The 15,814-nt window shown below is 74.1% G+C and carries 11 protein-coding genes; 6 read left to right on the plus strand and 5 right to left on the minus strand.

Going from position 1 to position 15,814, the window contains the following annotated elements; all coding sequences use genetic code 11:
- Nucleotides 1–68 precede the first annotated feature (68 nt).
- Complete coding sequence (locus E1166_RS13450; protein WP_132338892.1) at nucleotides 69–1,670, minus strand: hypothetical protein; 1,602 nt, start codon at nucleotides 1,668–1,670, stop codon at nucleotides 69–71.
- Between the two features lie 44 nt (nucleotides 1,671–1,714).
- Here E1166_RS13450 and mptB (E1166_RS13455) point away from each other — a divergent pair, with 44 nt between their 5' ends.
- Together mptB (E1166_RS13455) and mptB (E1166_RS13460) are read left to right on the plus strand one after the other, a co-directional pair.
- A complete protein-coding gene (mptB, locus tag E1166_RS13455; protein ID WP_207914221.1) occupies nucleotides 1,715–3,115 on the plus strand; it encodes a polyprenol phosphomannose-dependent alpha 1,6 mannosyltransferase MptB in 1,401 nt (466 codons plus the stop codon).
- A gap of 15 nt (nucleotides 3,116–3,130) precedes the next feature.
- Entirely contained in the window at nucleotides 3,131–4,582 is a 1,452-nt protein-coding gene (mptB, locus tag E1166_RS13460; protein ID WP_132338896.1) for a polyprenol phosphomannose-dependent alpha 1,6 mannosyltransferase MptB, read from the plus strand.
- A gap of 67 nt (nucleotides 4,583–4,649) precedes the next feature.
- On the opposite strand, the gene glnA is transcribed toward mptB (E1166_RS13460), so the two are convergent.
- Complete coding sequence (glnA, locus tag E1166_RS13465; protein ID WP_132185560.1) at nucleotides 4,650–6,074, minus strand: type I glutamate--ammonia ligase; 1,425 nt, start codon at nucleotides 6,072–6,074, stop codon at nucleotides 4,650–4,652.
- 329 nt (nucleotides 6,075–6,403) lie between these two features.
- Here glnA and E1166_RS13470 point away from each other — a divergent pair, with 329 nt between their 5' ends.
- Nucleotides 6,404–6,808 (plus strand): RDD family protein, encoded by a 405-nt coding sequence (locus tag E1166_RS13470; protein ID WP_132265897.1) that lies wholly within the window; start codon nucleotides 6,404–6,406, stop codon nucleotides 6,806–6,808.
- 76 nt (nucleotides 6,809–6,884) lie between these two features.
- Here E1166_RS13470 and E1166_RS13475 read toward each other — a convergent pair whose 3' ends face one another.
- A complete protein-coding gene (locus E1166_RS13475; protein WP_132338898.1) occupies nucleotides 6,885–7,574 on the minus strand; it encodes a DUF4191 domain-containing protein in 690 nt (229 codons plus the stop codon).
- Between the two features lie 173 nt (nucleotides 7,575–7,747).
- Here E1166_RS13475 and E1166_RS30925 point away from each other — a divergent pair, with 173 nt between their 5' ends.
- A complete protein-coding gene (locus E1166_RS30925; RefSeq protein ID WP_165944328.1) occupies nucleotides 7,748–7,942 on the plus strand; it encodes a hypothetical protein in 195 nt (64 codons plus the stop codon).
- Nucleotides 7,943–7,947: 5 nt separating this feature from the next.
- Nucleotides 7,948–10,932, plus strand: a complete 2,985-nt coding sequence (locus tag E1166_RS13480) for a helix-turn-helix transcriptional regulator (protein WP_243710330.1) — start codon at nucleotides 7,948–7,950, stop codon at nucleotides 10,930–10,932.
- A 151-nt stretch (nucleotides 10,933–11,083) separates the two neighbouring features.
- Here the strand turns inward: E1166_RS13480 and E1166_RS31975 are convergent, their stop codons facing one another.
- Nucleotides 11,084–12,970, minus strand: coding sequence for a DUF423 domain-containing protein (locus E1166_RS31975; protein WP_243710331.1), 1,887 nt, complete (start codon nucleotides 12,968–12,970; stop codon nucleotides 11,084–11,086).
- A 61-nt stretch (nucleotides 12,971–13,031) separates the two neighbouring features.
- The gene (gene lipA, locus E1166_RS13490; protein WP_165944329.1) at nucleotides 13,032–14,078 is read right to left on the minus strand and encodes a lipoyl synthase; all 1,047 of its coding nucleotides are present in this window, start codon (nucleotides 14,076–14,078) and stop codon (nucleotides 13,032–13,034) included.
- A 356-nt stretch (nucleotides 14,079–14,434) separates the two neighbouring features.
- Between lipA and aspS the strand changes: the two genes are divergently transcribed.
- Nucleotides 14,435–15,721 (plus strand): aspartate--tRNA(Asn) ligase, encoded by a 1,287-nt coding sequence (aspS, locus tag E1166_RS13495; protein WP_132338902.1) that lies wholly within the window; start codon nucleotides 14,435–14,437, stop codon nucleotides 15,719–15,721.
- The last annotated feature ends 93 nt before the right edge of the window (nucleotides 15,722–15,814 follow it).

A 15,814-nucleotide genomic window follows, 5' to 3' on the forward strand; every position in this document is an offset into this window, starting at 1 on the left:
CGGCGGTTCGGAAGGTGGATGCGGTCCCTCGTCGACAGGGCACCCGGGCAGCGTGGCCCGGCGGGTGATCAGCCGCGCAGGGTGTACGTCCCCGCCTGCGGCACGGTGACCGTCGTCCAGTCCCCGTCGGCGGCGACGCTCGCCCCGCCCGAGGCGGACAACCAGCGGCTGTGCCGGATCCGTACGGGCACGGCGCCAGGCTCGGTCGTGCGGAAGGTCAGCGACGCGGCGTCCTGCCGGACCAGCTCACCGGGTGCGGCGACCAGCGGCGTCGGGTCGGCCACCGCGTACAGCCGCCAGCGGGCATCCGACCAGACCTCGGTCAGGTACGGCAGGCCCGCCGTGACCAGCTCGGCTTCGGCCCGACCGACCCAGGAGAGCGGGGCGTCGGGCACGGCGACGTACTGCACGGCGTTCTCGTGCAGCCAGGCCCGGTACGTCTCGGCGGTCAGCGGCACCCCGGTCCCGGCGGCCCCCGGCACGGTGGTGAAGAACAGCGGATTGCGGGCGATGTCGGCCTGCCGCAGCCAGCCCCGCGCCAGCGGCACCTCGCCGAGGTGGGCGGCCTCCCAGTAGTCCCGGGTCGGTGGCACCTCCACCCGCCCGGTGAGTTCGCGCCGGGCCAGTTCGGCGCGGAGCGGATCGAAAAAGGCTCGCTCGGCGGTCGCGTTGCCGGCCCCGCGCAGGTCAGCGGCGACCACCGGCGGCTGCCACCAGCAGACCGCCGCCAGCAGCACGGTCATCGTCGCCGCGCCGGTGACCCGTCGCCGGGTCACCGGCTGCGGTAGGCGCTCCGCCCGCCATCGGGGGAACACCGCGCCGGCGGCGAGCACGGGCAGGGCGAACATCACCACCAGCCGGGTTGCGTTCAACCCGACCGGGGTGTGCACCAGGGCCGCCACGAGCACGCCGGTCGCCGACAGCAGCGCGCCGACCCGCACCGGCCGGTACGCCACCAGCGCCGCCACCACCAGGCTGGTCACGGCCGCCCGGATCGTGTCGGTGCGGCTGATGTTCATCCAGCCGCCCTCGCCGAAGAACAGCCCGGTCACCCCGAGCGGCAGCGCGGCGGCGACCCCGAGCAGCAGGCCGTCGCCGTACCGGCGGGTGAGCAGCAGCGCCACGCCGGCCAGGCCGACGAACAGCCCGGCCACCGGGCTGGTCGCCGAGGCCAACAGCGCCGAGACCAGCGCCAGGCCCGGCCGGACCACCCGGCGCGGTACGGCACCGGCGGGTGGGCCGTGGGTCGGCAGGGTCAGGACGAGCAGCGCGGCCAGGCCGAACGCCACCCCGAGGGCGTACGTCACCCGGCCGGAGACCAGGTTGCCGGCGATGGTGAGCACCCCGACCAGGCTGCCGAGCAGCGGGCGGGGCACTCCGGTGCGCACCAGCAGCGCGGCGAAGGCCACGGCGGCCCCGACCAGGGCGAGCACGCCGGTGACCCGGACACCGAGCACCGCCATCACCGGCGGGGACACCAGGCTGTAGCCGAACGGGTGGATTCCGGCGTACCAGCGCAGGTCCACCAGCGCGGGGCCGTGTGCGGCGAAGAAATCTGCCCGGGCGACCTGGGCGGACAGGTCCGAGCCCATCCGTGGCAGGGCCAGCCACACCCCGCCCAGCACCGCGGCGCAGACGGCGGAGATGCCCACCACCCCACTGCGCCGCATGCCCACCTCCGGTCCGCGACCACGGTACTGGCAGCATGTCCGGTGTGCCTCACCACCTATCCCGCTGGGTCGGACTGGCCGGCTCCGTCCTGCTCGCCGTGGCCGCGTACCTGGGGGGTGCGCTGCCCGACGGGGACCTGCGCCCCACCCCGGTCAGCATCTGGCAGGGCCGGCACGGACCGCTGATCCTCGCCGCCTGGCTGCTCGGCACCGCGCTGATGGGCTGGGCCTGGTGGACGCTGCGCGAGCGGGTGCCGTCGGCCCGGTGGGCGCTGGTCACCGCCGGGCTCTGGCTGATCCCGCTGCTGGTCGCCCCGCCGCTGGGCAGCCGCGACGTGTACGCGTACACCTGCCAGGGCGCCAGCTACGCGGCCGGGATCAGCCCGTACGAGCACGGCGTGTCGGTGCTGCCCTGCCCCTGGCTGGACACCATCTCCTACATCTGGCGGGACACCCCCGCGCCGTACGGTCCGCTGTTCGTGATGCTCTCCGGCGCGATCGTCGGGGCGACCGGCTCGCTGTACGCCAGCATCGCGCTGTTCCGGCTCGCCGCGGTGATCGGAGTCGGGCTGACCGCCGCGTTCCTGCCGGTGCTGGCCCGCCGCTGCGGCGTGCCCGGCAGCCGTGCGCTCTGGCTGGCGTTGGCCTCCCCGCTGGTCGGGGTGCACCTGGTCTCCGGCGCGCACAACGACGCGCTGATGGTGGGTCTGCTGGTCGCCGGGCTGGCCGTGGTGGTCTCCCGTCCCGGCCGCTTCTGGCCGCTTCTGGCCGGGGGAGTGCTGCTCGGCCTCGCCGGCGGGGTGAAGGTCACCGCGCTGGTCACGGTGCCGTTCGCCGCGCTGGCCGCGATCTCCGGGCCGTACTCGGTCAGAGGGCTGCTGCGCGACGGCGCCCCGGTGGTCGGCGGCGCGTTCGCCACGGTGATCGGCGCGACGCTGGTCGCCGGCCTCAACTTCGGCTGGATCTCCGGGCTGGAACAGGGCAGCCTGGTGGTCGCCTGGACCTCGCCGCCCACGGCGGTCGGGCAGACCGCCGGGTACGTCGCCGCGCTGTTCGGCGCGCACGTGGACGCGCTGCCGGTGACCCGGGCGATCGGCGTGCTGGTGCTCGCGGTGCTGCTGGTGTGGCTGTGGTGGCGGGCCCGGACCCGGGACCCGCTGTGGCACGCCGGGCTGGCGCTGGCCGCCACCGTCGCGCTGGCCCCCCTCTTTCACCCCTGGTACTGGATGTGGCCGCTGACCGTGCTCGCCGCCACCGCGCACCGCACCGGCTGGTTCAGTCTGGTCGCGTTGGTCTCCTCGTTCCTGGTGCTGGCCGACGGCACGGGCCTGGCCCGATACACCAAGTTTCCCGGTGCGCCGCTGATGACGCTGTTCGTGATCGTGGTCGCCGTGCGGTTGGTACGGTCGGCTCGGGTGGCCCGCCGCCCGGCCCCCGTCGACTGAGGAGAGGGTCCGCCGGTGACCGAGCCCGGCCTGCCGCCCGACGGCCGCGCCCGGTCCGCCCGCTGGGCCGGGCTGGCCGGCGCGGCGCTGGTCACGGTGGCCGGATGGCTCGGCGGGGCGCTGCCGACCGTCCCACCGCACCAGCCGTGGCGGATGCCGCACGGGCCGGTGGCGCTCGGCTGCTGGCTGCTCGGCACCGCACTCATGGTCGGTGCCTGGTGGGCGCTGCGCCGGGGCGCCCCGTCGACCCGGTGGGCGTACCGCACCGCCGGGCTCTGGCTGGTGCCGCTGTTGCTCGCACCGCCGCTGGCCAGCCGCGACATCTACTCGTACGCCTGTCAGGGCTGGACGTACGCCGCCGGGGCGGACCCGTACGCGGCCGGGGTGGCGGCGGCCGGCTGCCCGTGGGTCGACTCGGTCGCCCCGCTGTGGCGGGACACCCCCGCCCCGTACGGGCCGCTGTTCGTGCTGCTCGCGGCGCTGGCCGCCACCGTCGGCGGCGGGCTGGCCGGCACGGTCGTCGTGCTCCGGCTGCTCGCCCTGGCCGGGGTGCTGCTGGCCGGGCTCTGCCTGCCGGGGTTGGCCCGGGCCTGCGGGGTGCCGACCCGCCGGGCGGCCTGGCTCGGGCTGGCCTCACCGCTGGTCGGGGTGCATCTGGTCGCCGGCGCGCACAACGACGCGCTGATGCTCGGGCTGCTCCTGCTCGGCCTGCTGGTGCTGGTCCGCGCGTCGGGCGGGGTGCGACCGCTGCTGGTCGCCGGGCTGCTGCTGGGCCTGGCGATGGCGGTGAAAGCGACAGCGGTGGTGGTGCTGCCGTTCGCCGCGCTGGCCGCGGTGCGCGGCCGGTACACCGTCCGGGCGTTGCTGCGTGACGGCGGCCCGGTGGTCGGTGGGGCGGGGGTCGCGCTCACGGCCGTCTCCGCCCTGTCCGGCTTGGGGCTGGGCTGGATCGGTGGGCTGGCGCACAGCGGTGACTCGCAGCAGTGGACCTCGCCGCCGACGGCGGTCGGCTTCGTGGTCGACTACCTCGGCGCGCTGGCCGGGCGGAAGCCGGGTGCGGTGCCGGCCGCCCGGGCGGTGGGGCTGGTGCTGCTGGCGGTGCTGCTGGTGCTGCTCTGGTGGCGGACCTGGTCGGCGCTGCGTCGGCGGGGCGACGTCCGCCAGCGGATCCACCGGTTCGCCGCGGCCCGCCCCCGGGCGGCGCTGTTCGGCGCGGGCGGCGCGCTGGCCGCCACGATGGCCCTCGCCCCCGTCTTTCACCCGTGGTACGCCACCGGGCCGCTGCTGCTGCTCGCCGTCTCGGCGGCCCGGACCGGCTGGTTCACGCTGCCCTGCGCCGTCGTGGTCTTCCTGACCCTGCCCGACGGCACCTCGCTGGCCCGGTACACCAAGGCGCCCGGCGCGATCGCGATGACGGCGCTGGTGGTGGCCCTGGTCGTGCTGGCGGTACGACGGCGGCGTTCCTGAACAAGCGGCCGGGCCGGCTCCACGTACGCGGAGCCGGCCCGGCCGGTGGAACGGCCTCGACGACCGCTCAGCAGTCGAAGTACATCGCGAACTCGTGCGGGGTCGGGCGCAGACGCACCGGGTCGACCTCGTTGGCCCGCTTCCAGCTGACCCAGGTGGAGATCAGGTCCGGCGTGAAGACGCCGCCGTCGAGCAGGTAGTCGTGGTCGGCCTCGAGCGCGTCAAGTACCTCCGGCAGCGAGCCCGGCACCTGCTTGACGTCGCCCCACTCCTCCGGCGGCAGGTCGTACAGGTCCTTGTCGATCGGCGCCGGCGGCTCGATCTTGTTCTTGATGCCGTCCAGGCCGGCCATCATCATCGCCGAGAAGGCGAGGTACGGGTTGCTGGACGGGTCCGGCACCCGGAACTCGACCCGCTTGGCCTTCGGGTTGCTGCCGGTGACCGGGATGCGGGTGCAGGCGGACCGGTTGCGCTGCGAGTAGACCAGGTTGACCGGCGCCTCGAAGCCCGGCACCAGCCGGCGGTACGAGTTGACCGTCGGGTTGGTGAAGGCCAGCAGCGACGGCGCGTGGTGCAGCAGGCCGCCGATGTACCAGCGGGCGGTGTCCGACAGGCCGGCGTAGCCGGTCTCGTCGTAGAACAGCGGCTCGCCGTTCAGCCACAGGCTCTGGTGGGTGTGCATACCGGAGCCGTTGTCGCCGAAGAGCGGCTTCGGCATGAAGGTGGCGGTCTTGCCGTTGGCCCAGACCTCGTTCTTCACGATGTACTTGAAGAGCTGGAGCTGGTCGGCGGAGTGCAGCAGCGTGGAGAACTTGTAGTTGATCTCCGACTGGCCGGCGGTGCCGACCTCGTGGTGCGAGCGCTCCACGGTGAAGCCGCCGTCCACCAGCCGGCGGACGATCGAGTCACGCAGGTCGGCGTAGTGGTCCACCGGCGGTACCGGGAAGTAGCCGCCCTTGTAGGCGGTCTTGTAGCCGCGGTTGCCGCCGGCCTCCTCGCGGCCGGACGTCCACGCGCCCTCGATCGAGTCGATGTAGTAGAACGACTGGTGGGCGGAGGTCTCGTGACGAATCGAGTCGAAGATGTAGAACTCGGCCTCGGCGCCGAAGTAGGCGGTGTCGGCGATGCCGCTCGCCGCCAGGTACGCCTCGGCCTTCTTCGCCACGTTGCGCGGGTCCCGCGAGTACGCCTCGCGGGTGAACGGGTCGTGGATGAAGAAGTTCAGCGCGAGGGTCTTCTGCGCGCGGAACGGGTCGACGAAAGCGGTGGCGACGTCCGGGAGCAGGAGCATGTCCGACTCGTGGATCGCCTGGAAGCCGCGGATCGACGAGCCGTCGAACGCGAGGCCGTCGGTGAAGACGCTGTCGTCGAAGGACTCGACCGGCAGATTGAAGTGCTGCATCACGCCGGGCAGGTCACAAAAACGTACGTCGACGAACTTCACGTCCTCGTTCTTGAGGTACCGCAGGAGTTCCTCGGGATTGGCAAACACACGTCCTCCTGGCACGTCCACTCCGGTGGCTGGGCTCTGGCGACGGTAGGACCGCGCGGTTGCCCGGCCGTGTCTCTTGTGTTTCTGCCGTGTTACGTCGCTGGCGAAGCCCTGTCTGAGCCACTTGGTCGCCGTCGGGCCGCCGTTCGGCCGATACCGGTTGGGGCAGTCTACCGCCTGTTTGGGCGATTAGCCCGTTCTCCCGACTCGCGCCGACCGCGTCGACCCGCATCCACCCGCGCCTACCGCGCCGGCCCGCACCGACCGGGCCCGGGCCGGCAACCGCCGGTGACCAGCGGCGCCGCCAGCCCTGGTTACCCTTGATCGCTGTGAGCAACCCCGCCGCCGTACCGGCGCCACCCGCCACGGACCCGTCCTTCACCCCGCCCAGCCTCGGGCGTCGCTTCGGCGCGCTGGTGATCGACTGGGTGCTCTGCCTGCTGGCGTCCAACCTCTTCGCCGATCCGCTGCGCGACGGCTGGCCCCCGGTGCTGCTGCTGGTGGCCGAGTACGGCTTCTTCCTCGGGCTCTTCGCCCAGACCCCCGGCATGTTCGTCACCCGGATCCGCTGCCTGGCCTGGGCCGACGGCGGCCGGCTCGGTCCGGCCCGGGCCCTGCTGCGTGGCCTGCTGCTCGTCCTGGTCGTACCAGCCCTGCTGATGGACGGGCACCGCCGTGGCCTGCACGATCGCCTCACCGGCGCGGTCGTCGTCGACGCCCCCCGCACCACCTGACCCAGCCGCCGGACCGGCTGCGCGAACGCGACGAGCCGGGCCCGCCGGGCCCGGCTCGTCGGCGTACCGCCTCGGGTCAGCGACCCCGCGACTGACGGAACGCGCCGCGCGGCGGCCGCATGTTCTTCGGGATCGCGCCCTTGGGCATCTGCGGCCGGGCGGTGAGCGCCTTGAGCCGCTTGTCGAGGGCGTTGACGTCCTTACCGCTGAGGGCGCGGGGCAGCCGCATCAGGGTCATCCGCAGCTTGCGGATCGGCAACTCGTCCTCGCCCTGGCCGATCATGTAGTCGTGCAGCGGGGCGTTGCCGATCACCTTGGCCAACCGGCGCTTCTCCTGCCCGAGCAGGCCGCGTACCCGCTGCGGGTTGCCCTCGGCGAGCAGGATCACGCCGGGGCGGCCGATCACCAGGTGGACCATGTCCATCTGGGTGGTGGAGCTGACGGCGGGGGTGACCCGCCAGTCGCCACGCATGTTCTCCATGATCTGCGCGGCGGCCCCGGGTTGCCCCTCGGCCGCGTTCATCATCGCCGCGTTGGATCGCAGGTTGAGCACGATCAGTACGGCGAGCAGGGTGAACAGGATGCCCAGCGGCAGCCAGAGCCAGCCCCAGAACAGCACCGCGACCACGGTGAGCGCGAGCGGAATCAGCACCGCCGCGGCGACCAGCGGCGCGAACCACCTGTCCTGCTTCGCCGTGAACCGGAACACCATCCCGATCTGCTTCAGCCGCTGGCCGAACGAGACCTTCTCCTGGGGCTTCGCCATGCCGCCGAGTCTAGTGGTCGCCGTACCCCCGGCTGATCCGCAGGCCGGCTGAGTACCTTACGTCGCCTCAGCGGCCGGTTGCGCCCCCGGTAAGGAGGCGGAGGACGGCGAAGATCAGGCGGCGCACCCATGCCTTCGGGACACCTTCGGGCGAAGAGTCGAGGTCAGCAGAGATGACGACGATCCCCAGGGAGCCCGACATGTTCGGCAACGACGCAGAGTTCCTTCTTCACCTCCACCGGAGCCAGGCCGCCGAGTTGCGGGCCGACGCCGCAGCCTCCCGCCTCGCCCGCGCCCTGCCGCCGCGGCGCGAGCGCTGGCGGGACCGGTGGCAGCGCCTGGGCCGTACCGACGCCGCCCGCCGGTGACCCTCGTGCCCGCACCGGCACCGGCCGTCGCCCACCAGGCCGCCGCCGGCGGCCTCGCCGGGGCCGCCGGCGGACCCGACGGGCCGGTGGGTGGGGACGGTGCCGGCGGCGCGCGTGGCATCCTCGGAGCCGTGACCGTACGCGCCGCCAGCACCGTCCTCGTCGGCCGCCAGGACGAACTCGCGACCCTGCGCGCCGCCTTCGCCCGCGCCCGGGCCGGCGAGCCCAGCACCGTGCTGGTCGGCGGTGAGGCCGGGATCGGCAAGACCCGCCTGCTGGACGAGTTCGGCGCCCTGGTCACCGCCGGCGGGGACCGGCTCCTCGTCGGCCAGTGCCTGGAACTGGGCGAGGCCGGGCTGCCCTTCGCGCCGTTCGCCGCCGCGCTGCGCGAGGTGTTGCGCCGCGACGGACCGGCGGTCTTCGAAGGGTACGAACCGGAGTTCGCCCGCCTGCTGCCGGAGCTGGCCCGGACCTCCGCCGCGGCCGGTGCGCCACCCCGTCCGGCGCTCTCCGACGCGCCCCGGGGCTACCTGTTCGACCTGGTGGGAGAGCTGTTCCACCGGCTGGCCACCGTCCAGCCGCTGGTGCTGGTCATCGAGGACCTGCACTGGGCCGACCGCTCCACCCGTGATCTGATCGGCTTCCTGGTCCGGGCCGCCCGCACCGCCCGGGTGCTGCTGGTCTGCACGTACCGCACCGACGAACTGCACCGGGGCCACCCGCTGCGCCCGTTCCTCGCCGAGCTGGACCGGGCCCGGGGCGTCGAACGGGTCGAGCTGGGCCGCCTCGACCGGGACGGCACCGCGGCGATCCTCACCGACCTGCTCGGGGCCGAGCCGGCCGCCCGGGCGGTCGACGACGTGCACGCCCGCACCCAGGGCAACCCGTTCTTCATCGAGGAACTGGCCGCCGCCGGCGGCCCGGTCGGCTGTGCCACCCTCCCGGAGACCCTGCGCGACCTGCTGCTGGCCCGGGTCGACCGGCTGCCCGACGCCGCGCAGCGGGTGCTGCGCATCGCCGCCGCCGGGGGCACCCGCTTCTCCCATCAGCTCCTCGCCGAGGTCGCCGGCCTGCCCGAGCCCGAGCTGGAGGACGCGCTGCGCGCCGCCGTCGCCGCCCAACTCGTCGTCGCCGACCCGGACGGGGGCTACGAGTTCCGGCACGCGCTGGTCCGGGAGGCGGTCCACGACGAACTGCTGCCCGGCGAGCACGCCCGGCTGCACGCCCGGTACGCCGCCGCCATCGAGGCGCAGCCACACCTCGTTCCCGCCGGCCGCGCCCCGGCCGAGACCGCCCACCACTGGTACGCCGCCCACGACCACCCCCGCGCCCTGCTCGCCGCCCGGGCCGCCGCCTGCGCCGCCGCCGACCGGTACGCGTACGCGGAGCAGAGCCGGCTGTTGGAACGGGTGCTGGAGCTGTGGGAACTGGTGCCTGACGCCGCCGACCGCCTCGGCATGGACCACCTGGCGGTGCTGGAGGAAACCCTCGACGCGGTCAGCACCGCCGGCGACTACGGCCGCGCGATCACCCTGACCCGGGCCGCCCTGGCCGAGGTGGACCGCGAGGCGGAACCACTGCGCGCCGCCCGGCTGCTGAACCGACGTGGCCGGCTGCTGGCCCTGCTCGGCAAGAGTGACGGCTGTGCCGAGCTGCGGGAGGCGTACCGGCTGGCGGCCGGGGTGCCGGGCAGCCCGGACCGGACCCGACTGCTCGCCTACATCGCCGCCCACCTCGCCAAGGTCGATCCCGAGTTGGCCGCGACGGTCGTCGCCGAGGTGGGCACGCTCGACGCGGACCTCGCCCTGCTGCCCGCGCGGATCGCCCTGCTCTGTCGGGTCGACAAGGGGCCCGACCTCGGGTTGGCCGAGCTGCGCCGGACCGAGGCCCTGGCCCGGGCCGCCGACGACGGGCCCGCGCTGGTCAGCGCGCTGGTCCACCTCTCCGACGTCCTCTTCGAGCTGGGCCGGTACGCCGAGTCGGCCGAAGCCGCCGCCGCCGGAGTGATCGAGGCGCACCGGGTCGGGATCAGCCGCTCGGGTGGGGCGTACCTGCTGTCCAACCAGGCCGAGGCGCTGCTCGCCCTGGGCCGCTGGGACGAGGCCGAGGCGGCGTGTGCCGAAGCCGCCCGGATCGACCCGCCCGGCGTGTCCGGACTGCACTGGCTGCAACTGCGCGCCGGGCTGTGGCTGGCCCGCGCCCACCCGCGCGCCGACGAGCTGGTCGGTCGGGCGTTGGGGTTCCTGGCCCGGCCGTACCTGTGGCCGAACCACCGGCTGCCCCTGCACGAGCTGCGCATCGAGGCGGCGCTGGCCGCCGACGACAAGGTCGAGGCCGCCCGGGCGGCCCGCGCCGCGCTCGCCGACGACAAGCTGCCGCACCTGTCGCGCGAGGGTTGGGTGGTGCTCGACGCCGCCGCCCGCGTCGCGGCCCGCCTGAGCGACCGGGAGCTGGCCGAGACCGTGGCCGGGATCGCCGCCGCGTTGCCGGCCCGCCATCCGGCCGAACGGGCGCATGCCGCCCAGGTCGCGGCGCTGCTGGCGGTCGGGGACCGGGCGTTGCCGGCCTGGCGCGAGGCGGTCCGGGCGTGGCGCGCCGACGGCCAGCCGTACGCCCTGGGCCGGGCGTTGCTGGCGCTGGCCGAGGCGGCCGCGTCGGCCGGGGAACGCGACGAGGTCGCCGCAGCGGTGGAGGAGGCCGTGGTGATCGCCGGGCGGCTCGGCGCGACACCGCTGGGCGAGCAGGCCGCCACCCTGGCCCGGCGGGTGGGGCTACGGGGTGCCGGCGCCGGTACGCAGCTGCTCACCGCCCGGGAACGGGAGGTGCTGCGGCTGGTGGCCGAAGGGCACAGCAACAGTCGGATCGCCGAGCGGCTGTTCATCTCGCCGAAGACGGCGAGCGTGCACGTCTCCCGGATCATCGCGAAGCTCGATGTCGGCAACCGCGTCGAGGCCGCCGCCGTGGCTCACCGCCTCGGCCTGCTCGACTGATCGCCCAGCCCCGGTCCCGCGCGCTGTCGACCGGTCCCGACCGGTCCCGCCGACTCCGGTCGTCTCCGGCCGCGCCAACCGCGCTGTCCTCCGGCCGGGACGCCCTATTCGGGCGCAAGCCGAGATAGCCGACCGGATCGACCGGGACTGGTCAGTGCGGTGGCAACCAGATCTGCCAGTCGGCCACGGTGAGCGCCGCCGCGCCGGGCGGCGGCTGCCGGTCCAGGGTGGCCGCCAGCGGCGACCCGACCGGTGCCACGTACGCCACCGCGCCGGCCCGGGCGACCGCCCGCCGGTATTCCGGTAGCCGGTCGAAGCCGGGACGGAGCCGATCATCCACGACCGCGCAGACGATCTCCTCCCGGGCGGCGAAGGTGAGTCGGTTGCATGTCCAGTAGCCGCCGTAGACGTGACGGACGCTGTGCTCGCGTAGCGCGTCGACCATGGCGCGGTGCCGCCGTGCCTCGGCCCGGTTCTCCGGCACGGTGGTCAGCGTGCCGGCGGTCGCGACGGCGGCACTGGCGAGCACGGCGGCGAGGACACCGATCGTCCCCACCCGTACCGCACCGGTTGTCGCCAACCGACGGGTCGTGGTCGGTCGACGGGTCGTGGTCGGTCGGCGGGCGGCTGTCCAGAGCGGCCAGAGCAGCGCCGGGGTCGAGATCAGCAGGCAGGACAGGTAGCGGGAACTCTCCACCGGGGTACGGCCGGCGGAGTTGCTGACCGTGTACGCCGCGAGGGTGCCCACCGCGCCCACCACCAGCGCCAGCCGTACCGCCGCACCGGCCCACCGATCCCGCTGCGACCCCGGCCCGGCCGAGGTCGCCGTGTCGGGCTTGATTGACCCAGCTCGCGGCAGGTGGTGGTATCGCGTCGGGTCTGACACCGCGCCTTCTCGCATCTGGAGTCGAGCATCCTCCGCGGAGCCGCCGATCCGCCGCACCGGCCATGATCGAATCGACGTGCGGTGGGCGGCGGTCGATGCCCGGGGTACGGCGGCCGGTCGGCTGCCGCGGACCACTCGCCAGGCAGCCAGGCCGGCCAGGGTCAGCAGCACCGGCAGCGCCACCGACCACCAGAGCTGCCAGGTCGCGCAGTGGCTCGGCGCGCAGAAGCCGACACCCAGCGCCGGACCGAGCACCAGCCCGCCGTGCAGCCGGTCGGCCCAGCCCGCCGCCGCGTCCGCTCCGCTGGCCGCGAGGATCGCCGTGACCGGGTTGCGGCCGTGCGCGAGGCTGTGCCCGAGCAGTGGCGCGACGCCGAGCAGTGCCCCACCCACCAGCGCCATCCCGGCCGGGCCGCGCAGTTCGCCGCCGGCCGGGCGCTGCACGAGTGCGCCGACCAGCGCCCGGCCGCGTAGCTCGCCGCGGATCGGGTGTCGTCCGTACCGCACCCCGCCGACCAGCACCGCGCCAAGCGCCAGCACGTACGGCAGGAGCAGGGGATCCACCCAGACGGTCAGGCCGGTCAGGAACCCGAAAGCCGCGTACCGCCACCGCCGCCCGGCTGGTCGGCCGGCGGCGAGATCGAGAGTGAGCAGCGCCAGCCCGACGCCGATCGGGTTCAGCTCCGGATAGCCGCCACCGGCGATGAGCTGGTTCTTGACGATCCGATCCGATCCGAATGCGAGCACCGCGACCACCAGCAGGGCGAACCGGTCATCCCCGCCGAGGCGGCGGGTCAGCCGCCAGCTCAGGTACACGAACAGGGCGTACAGGGCGAGCAGCGGCAGCCGCAGCGCCAGCCAGGACGGGCCGGTCAGCGCGACCAGCGGCGCGGCCAGGTACGCCTCCAGCGTCCCCATGTACGCCTGCCCGTAGAAGAAGACCGGAAAGTCGTCGCCCCGGGCGATGTGCGACGCGGCCAGCCCCATCGTCGCCTCGTCGCTGTTGGTGCGCGGCGTGTCAGCCAGCAGCAGGGCGACCCGGTACGCCACCCCGGCCGCCCCGACCAGCAGGGCGAGCAGTGCCGGACGGGGCCAGCGGGGTGTACGCCGGCGGGCCGCGTCGCGCGGCTGCGGGCGTACCCCCGTGGCCACGTATGCGATCGTGGCAGGGTATTGCCCGTTTTGTAGCTAAACGCGGAATTTGGCCCTGGCCTCAGCCGGCGGGGACGACCTCCGCACGGGCGTCCAGCGCCTGCTGGTAGAGCCGCCCGGCCCGGTACGACGAGCGCACCAGCGGCCCGCTCATCACACCCGCGAAGCCGATCTCCTCGGCCTCCTCGCGCAGCTCGACGAACTCCTCCGGCTTGACCCAGCGGGTCACCGGGTGGTGGCGTGGGGAGGGTCGCAGGTACTGCGTGATGGTGATCAGTTCACAGCCGGCGTCGTGCAGGTCCCGCAGCGCCTGGGAGACCTCGCCCCGCTCCTCGCCCATACCGAGGATCAGGTTGCTCTTGGTGACCAGACCGTCGGCGCGGGCCTGCCGGATCACGTCGAGGGAACGCTCGTACCGGAACGCCGGCCGGATCCGCTTGAAGATGCGCGGCACGGTCTCGACGTTGTGCGCCAGCACCTCGGGCCGGGAACCGAACACCTCGGCGAGCTGTGTGGGGACCGCGTTGAAGTCGGGAATCAGCAGCTCGACGCCGCAGCCGGAGCGCAGGGCGTGGATCTGCCGGACCGTCTCGGCGTACAGCCAGGCGCCGCCGTCGGGCAGGTCGTCGCGGGCGACGCCGGTGATGGTGGCGTAGCGCAGGCCCATCGCCGCGACGGACTCGGCGACCCGGCGCGGCTCGTCGGCGTCGAACTCAGCGGGCTTGCCGGTGTCGATCTGGCAGAAGTCGCAGCGCCGGGTGCACTGGTCGCCGCCGATGAGGAAGGTGGCCTCACGGTCTTCCCAGCACTCGTAGATGTTGGGACAGCCGGCCTCCTGGCAGACGGTGTGCAGCCCCTCCCGCGAGACCAGCCCGCGCAGTTGGGTGTACTCCGGGCCCATCTTGGCCTTCACCTTGATCCACGGCGGCTTGCGCTCGATCGGCGTCTCGGCGTTGCGGGCCTCGATGCGCAGCAGACGCCGCCCCTCGGGTGCGGCAGTCGCGGTGCGGCTGGCCTGCTCGGTCGTCGGCATGGAGTGCTCGATCGTCACGAAAACGAGCCTACGCCGGTCGGTGGCGGTCGATGAACCATGGGCGACCGGCGTCACGCCGCAGATGTGGTGACACGCGACACCGACGCGGCAAACAACTCGGTCACGCGTGCGGCGGTCGGCTGCTAGCCTGCCCGACAAGGCTGTGACGGAGCCGAGTAGCGCGCCGATCCGCCAGCGCAGAGAGCCGCCGGTTGCTGCAAGGCGGTCTGGCGTCGGCGCGCGAAGACCCTCCCGAGCCGCGGGAAGAACGGCGTCCGCGCCCAGTAGAGCCCGCCCGGCTGGCCCCGGTCAACAGGCGACGAACGAGGCTCCCGCCGTGGGCGGGGGCGAAGGTGTGGTGGCACCGCGAGGTTCCCGCTCGCCCACACCTCCCTGGGGATCGCGTTGCGATTGATCAAGGAGGTATCGCCGTGCAACGCATCCTTTCCACCCAACTCTCCGCCCGGGTCGGTGGCACCGTCCGGATCGCCGGCTGGGTACACCGCCGCCGGCTGCTCAAGTCGGTGACCTTCCTGATCGTGCGGGACGCCGCCGGCCTGGCCCAGGTCGTGGTCACCGACGCCGCCGTGCGCGCGGCCGTGGCGTCGCTGCCGGAGGAGACCGTCGTCGAGGTGGTCGGCACGGTGGTCGCGAACCCCGTCGCCCCCGCCGGGGTCGAGCTGACCGCCCCGACGGTACGACCGCTCGGCCCGCCCGCCGTGCCGCCCCCGTTCGACCTGTACCGGCCGGCGCTCACCGCGAGCCTGCCCACCCAGCTCGACCACGCGCCGGTCGCGTTGCGGCATCCGAGCCGGGCGGCGGCGCTGCGGGTGTCGGCGGCGGCGGTGGCCGGCTTCCGGGCTGCGCTCGACGCCCGCGACTTCGTGGAGATCCACACCCCGAAGGTGGTCGCCTCGTCCACCGAGAGCGGGGCGAACGTCTTCGCGCTGGACTGGTTCGGCCGGTCCGCGTACCTGGCCCAGTCGCCGCAGTTCTACAAGCAGCTCATGGTCGGCGTCTTCGAGCGGGTGTACGAGGTCGGTCCGGTGTTCCGGGCCGAGCCGCACGACACCGTCCGGCATCTGGCCCAGTACACCTCCCTCGACGTGGAACTGGGCTTCGTCGCCGACCACCGGGACGTGATGGCGGTGCTGCGCGACACCCTGGCCGGGATGCTCGACGCGGTCGGATCCCGGGCGGGTGCGGCGCTGACCACCCTGGGCATCGAGGTGCCCGAACTGCCGGCGGAGATCCCCGCCGTGCACTTCACCGAGGCGCTGACAATCGCCGGGGCGTCCGCCGACGAGCCGGACCTGGCCCCCGCCCACGAGCGCGCGTTGGGGAAGTGGGCCCGCGCCGAACACGGCTCGGAGTTCCTCTTCGTCACCGGGTACCCGATGGCGAAGCGCCCCTTCTACACCCACCCGGACCCGGCCCGGCCGGCGTACTCGAACGGCTTCGACCTGCTCTTCCGGGGGGTGGAGCTGGTCACCGGCGGGCAGCGGCTGCACCGGTACGACGACTACCGGGCGGCGCTGGCGGCGCGCGGCGAACCGCTGGAGCCGTACGCCGGCTACGTCGAGGCGTTCCGGCACGGTATGCCGCCGCACGGCGGCTTCGCCATCGGCCTGGAACGCTTCGTCGCCCGGCTGGTCGGCGCGGCGAACGTCCGCGAGGTCACCGCCTTCCCCCGCGACCTGCACCGCCTCATCCCCTGAGCTGCGCCACCCTGACCCGCGGTCATGATGTCGACGGCCGGACTCGCCGGGCGCGTGCCGTCAACCTCAAGACCAACGCGGGCGGGGTGGGTG

Source organism: Micromonospora sp. KC213, from assembly GCF_004348325.1.
Lineage (GTDB): Bacteria > Actinomycetota > Actinomycetes > Mycobacteriales > Micromonosporaceae > Micromonospora.

What these genes read in the sequence shown, in the direction of transcription:
- E1166_RS13450 (WP_132338892.1), bottom strand. Translation starts at nt 1,670, where the DNA reads ATGCGGCGCAGTGGGGTGGTGGGCATCTCCGCCGTCTGCGCCGCGGTG.
- E1166_RS13475 (WP_132338898.1), bottom strand. Translation starts at nt 7,574, where the DNA reads ATGGCGAAGCCCCAGGAGAAGGTCTCGTTCGGCCAGCGGCTGAAGCAG.
- E1166_RS30925 (WP_165944328.1), top strand. Translation starts at nt 7,748, where the DNA reads ATGACGACGATCCCCAGGGAGCCCGACATGTTCGGCAACGACGCAGAG.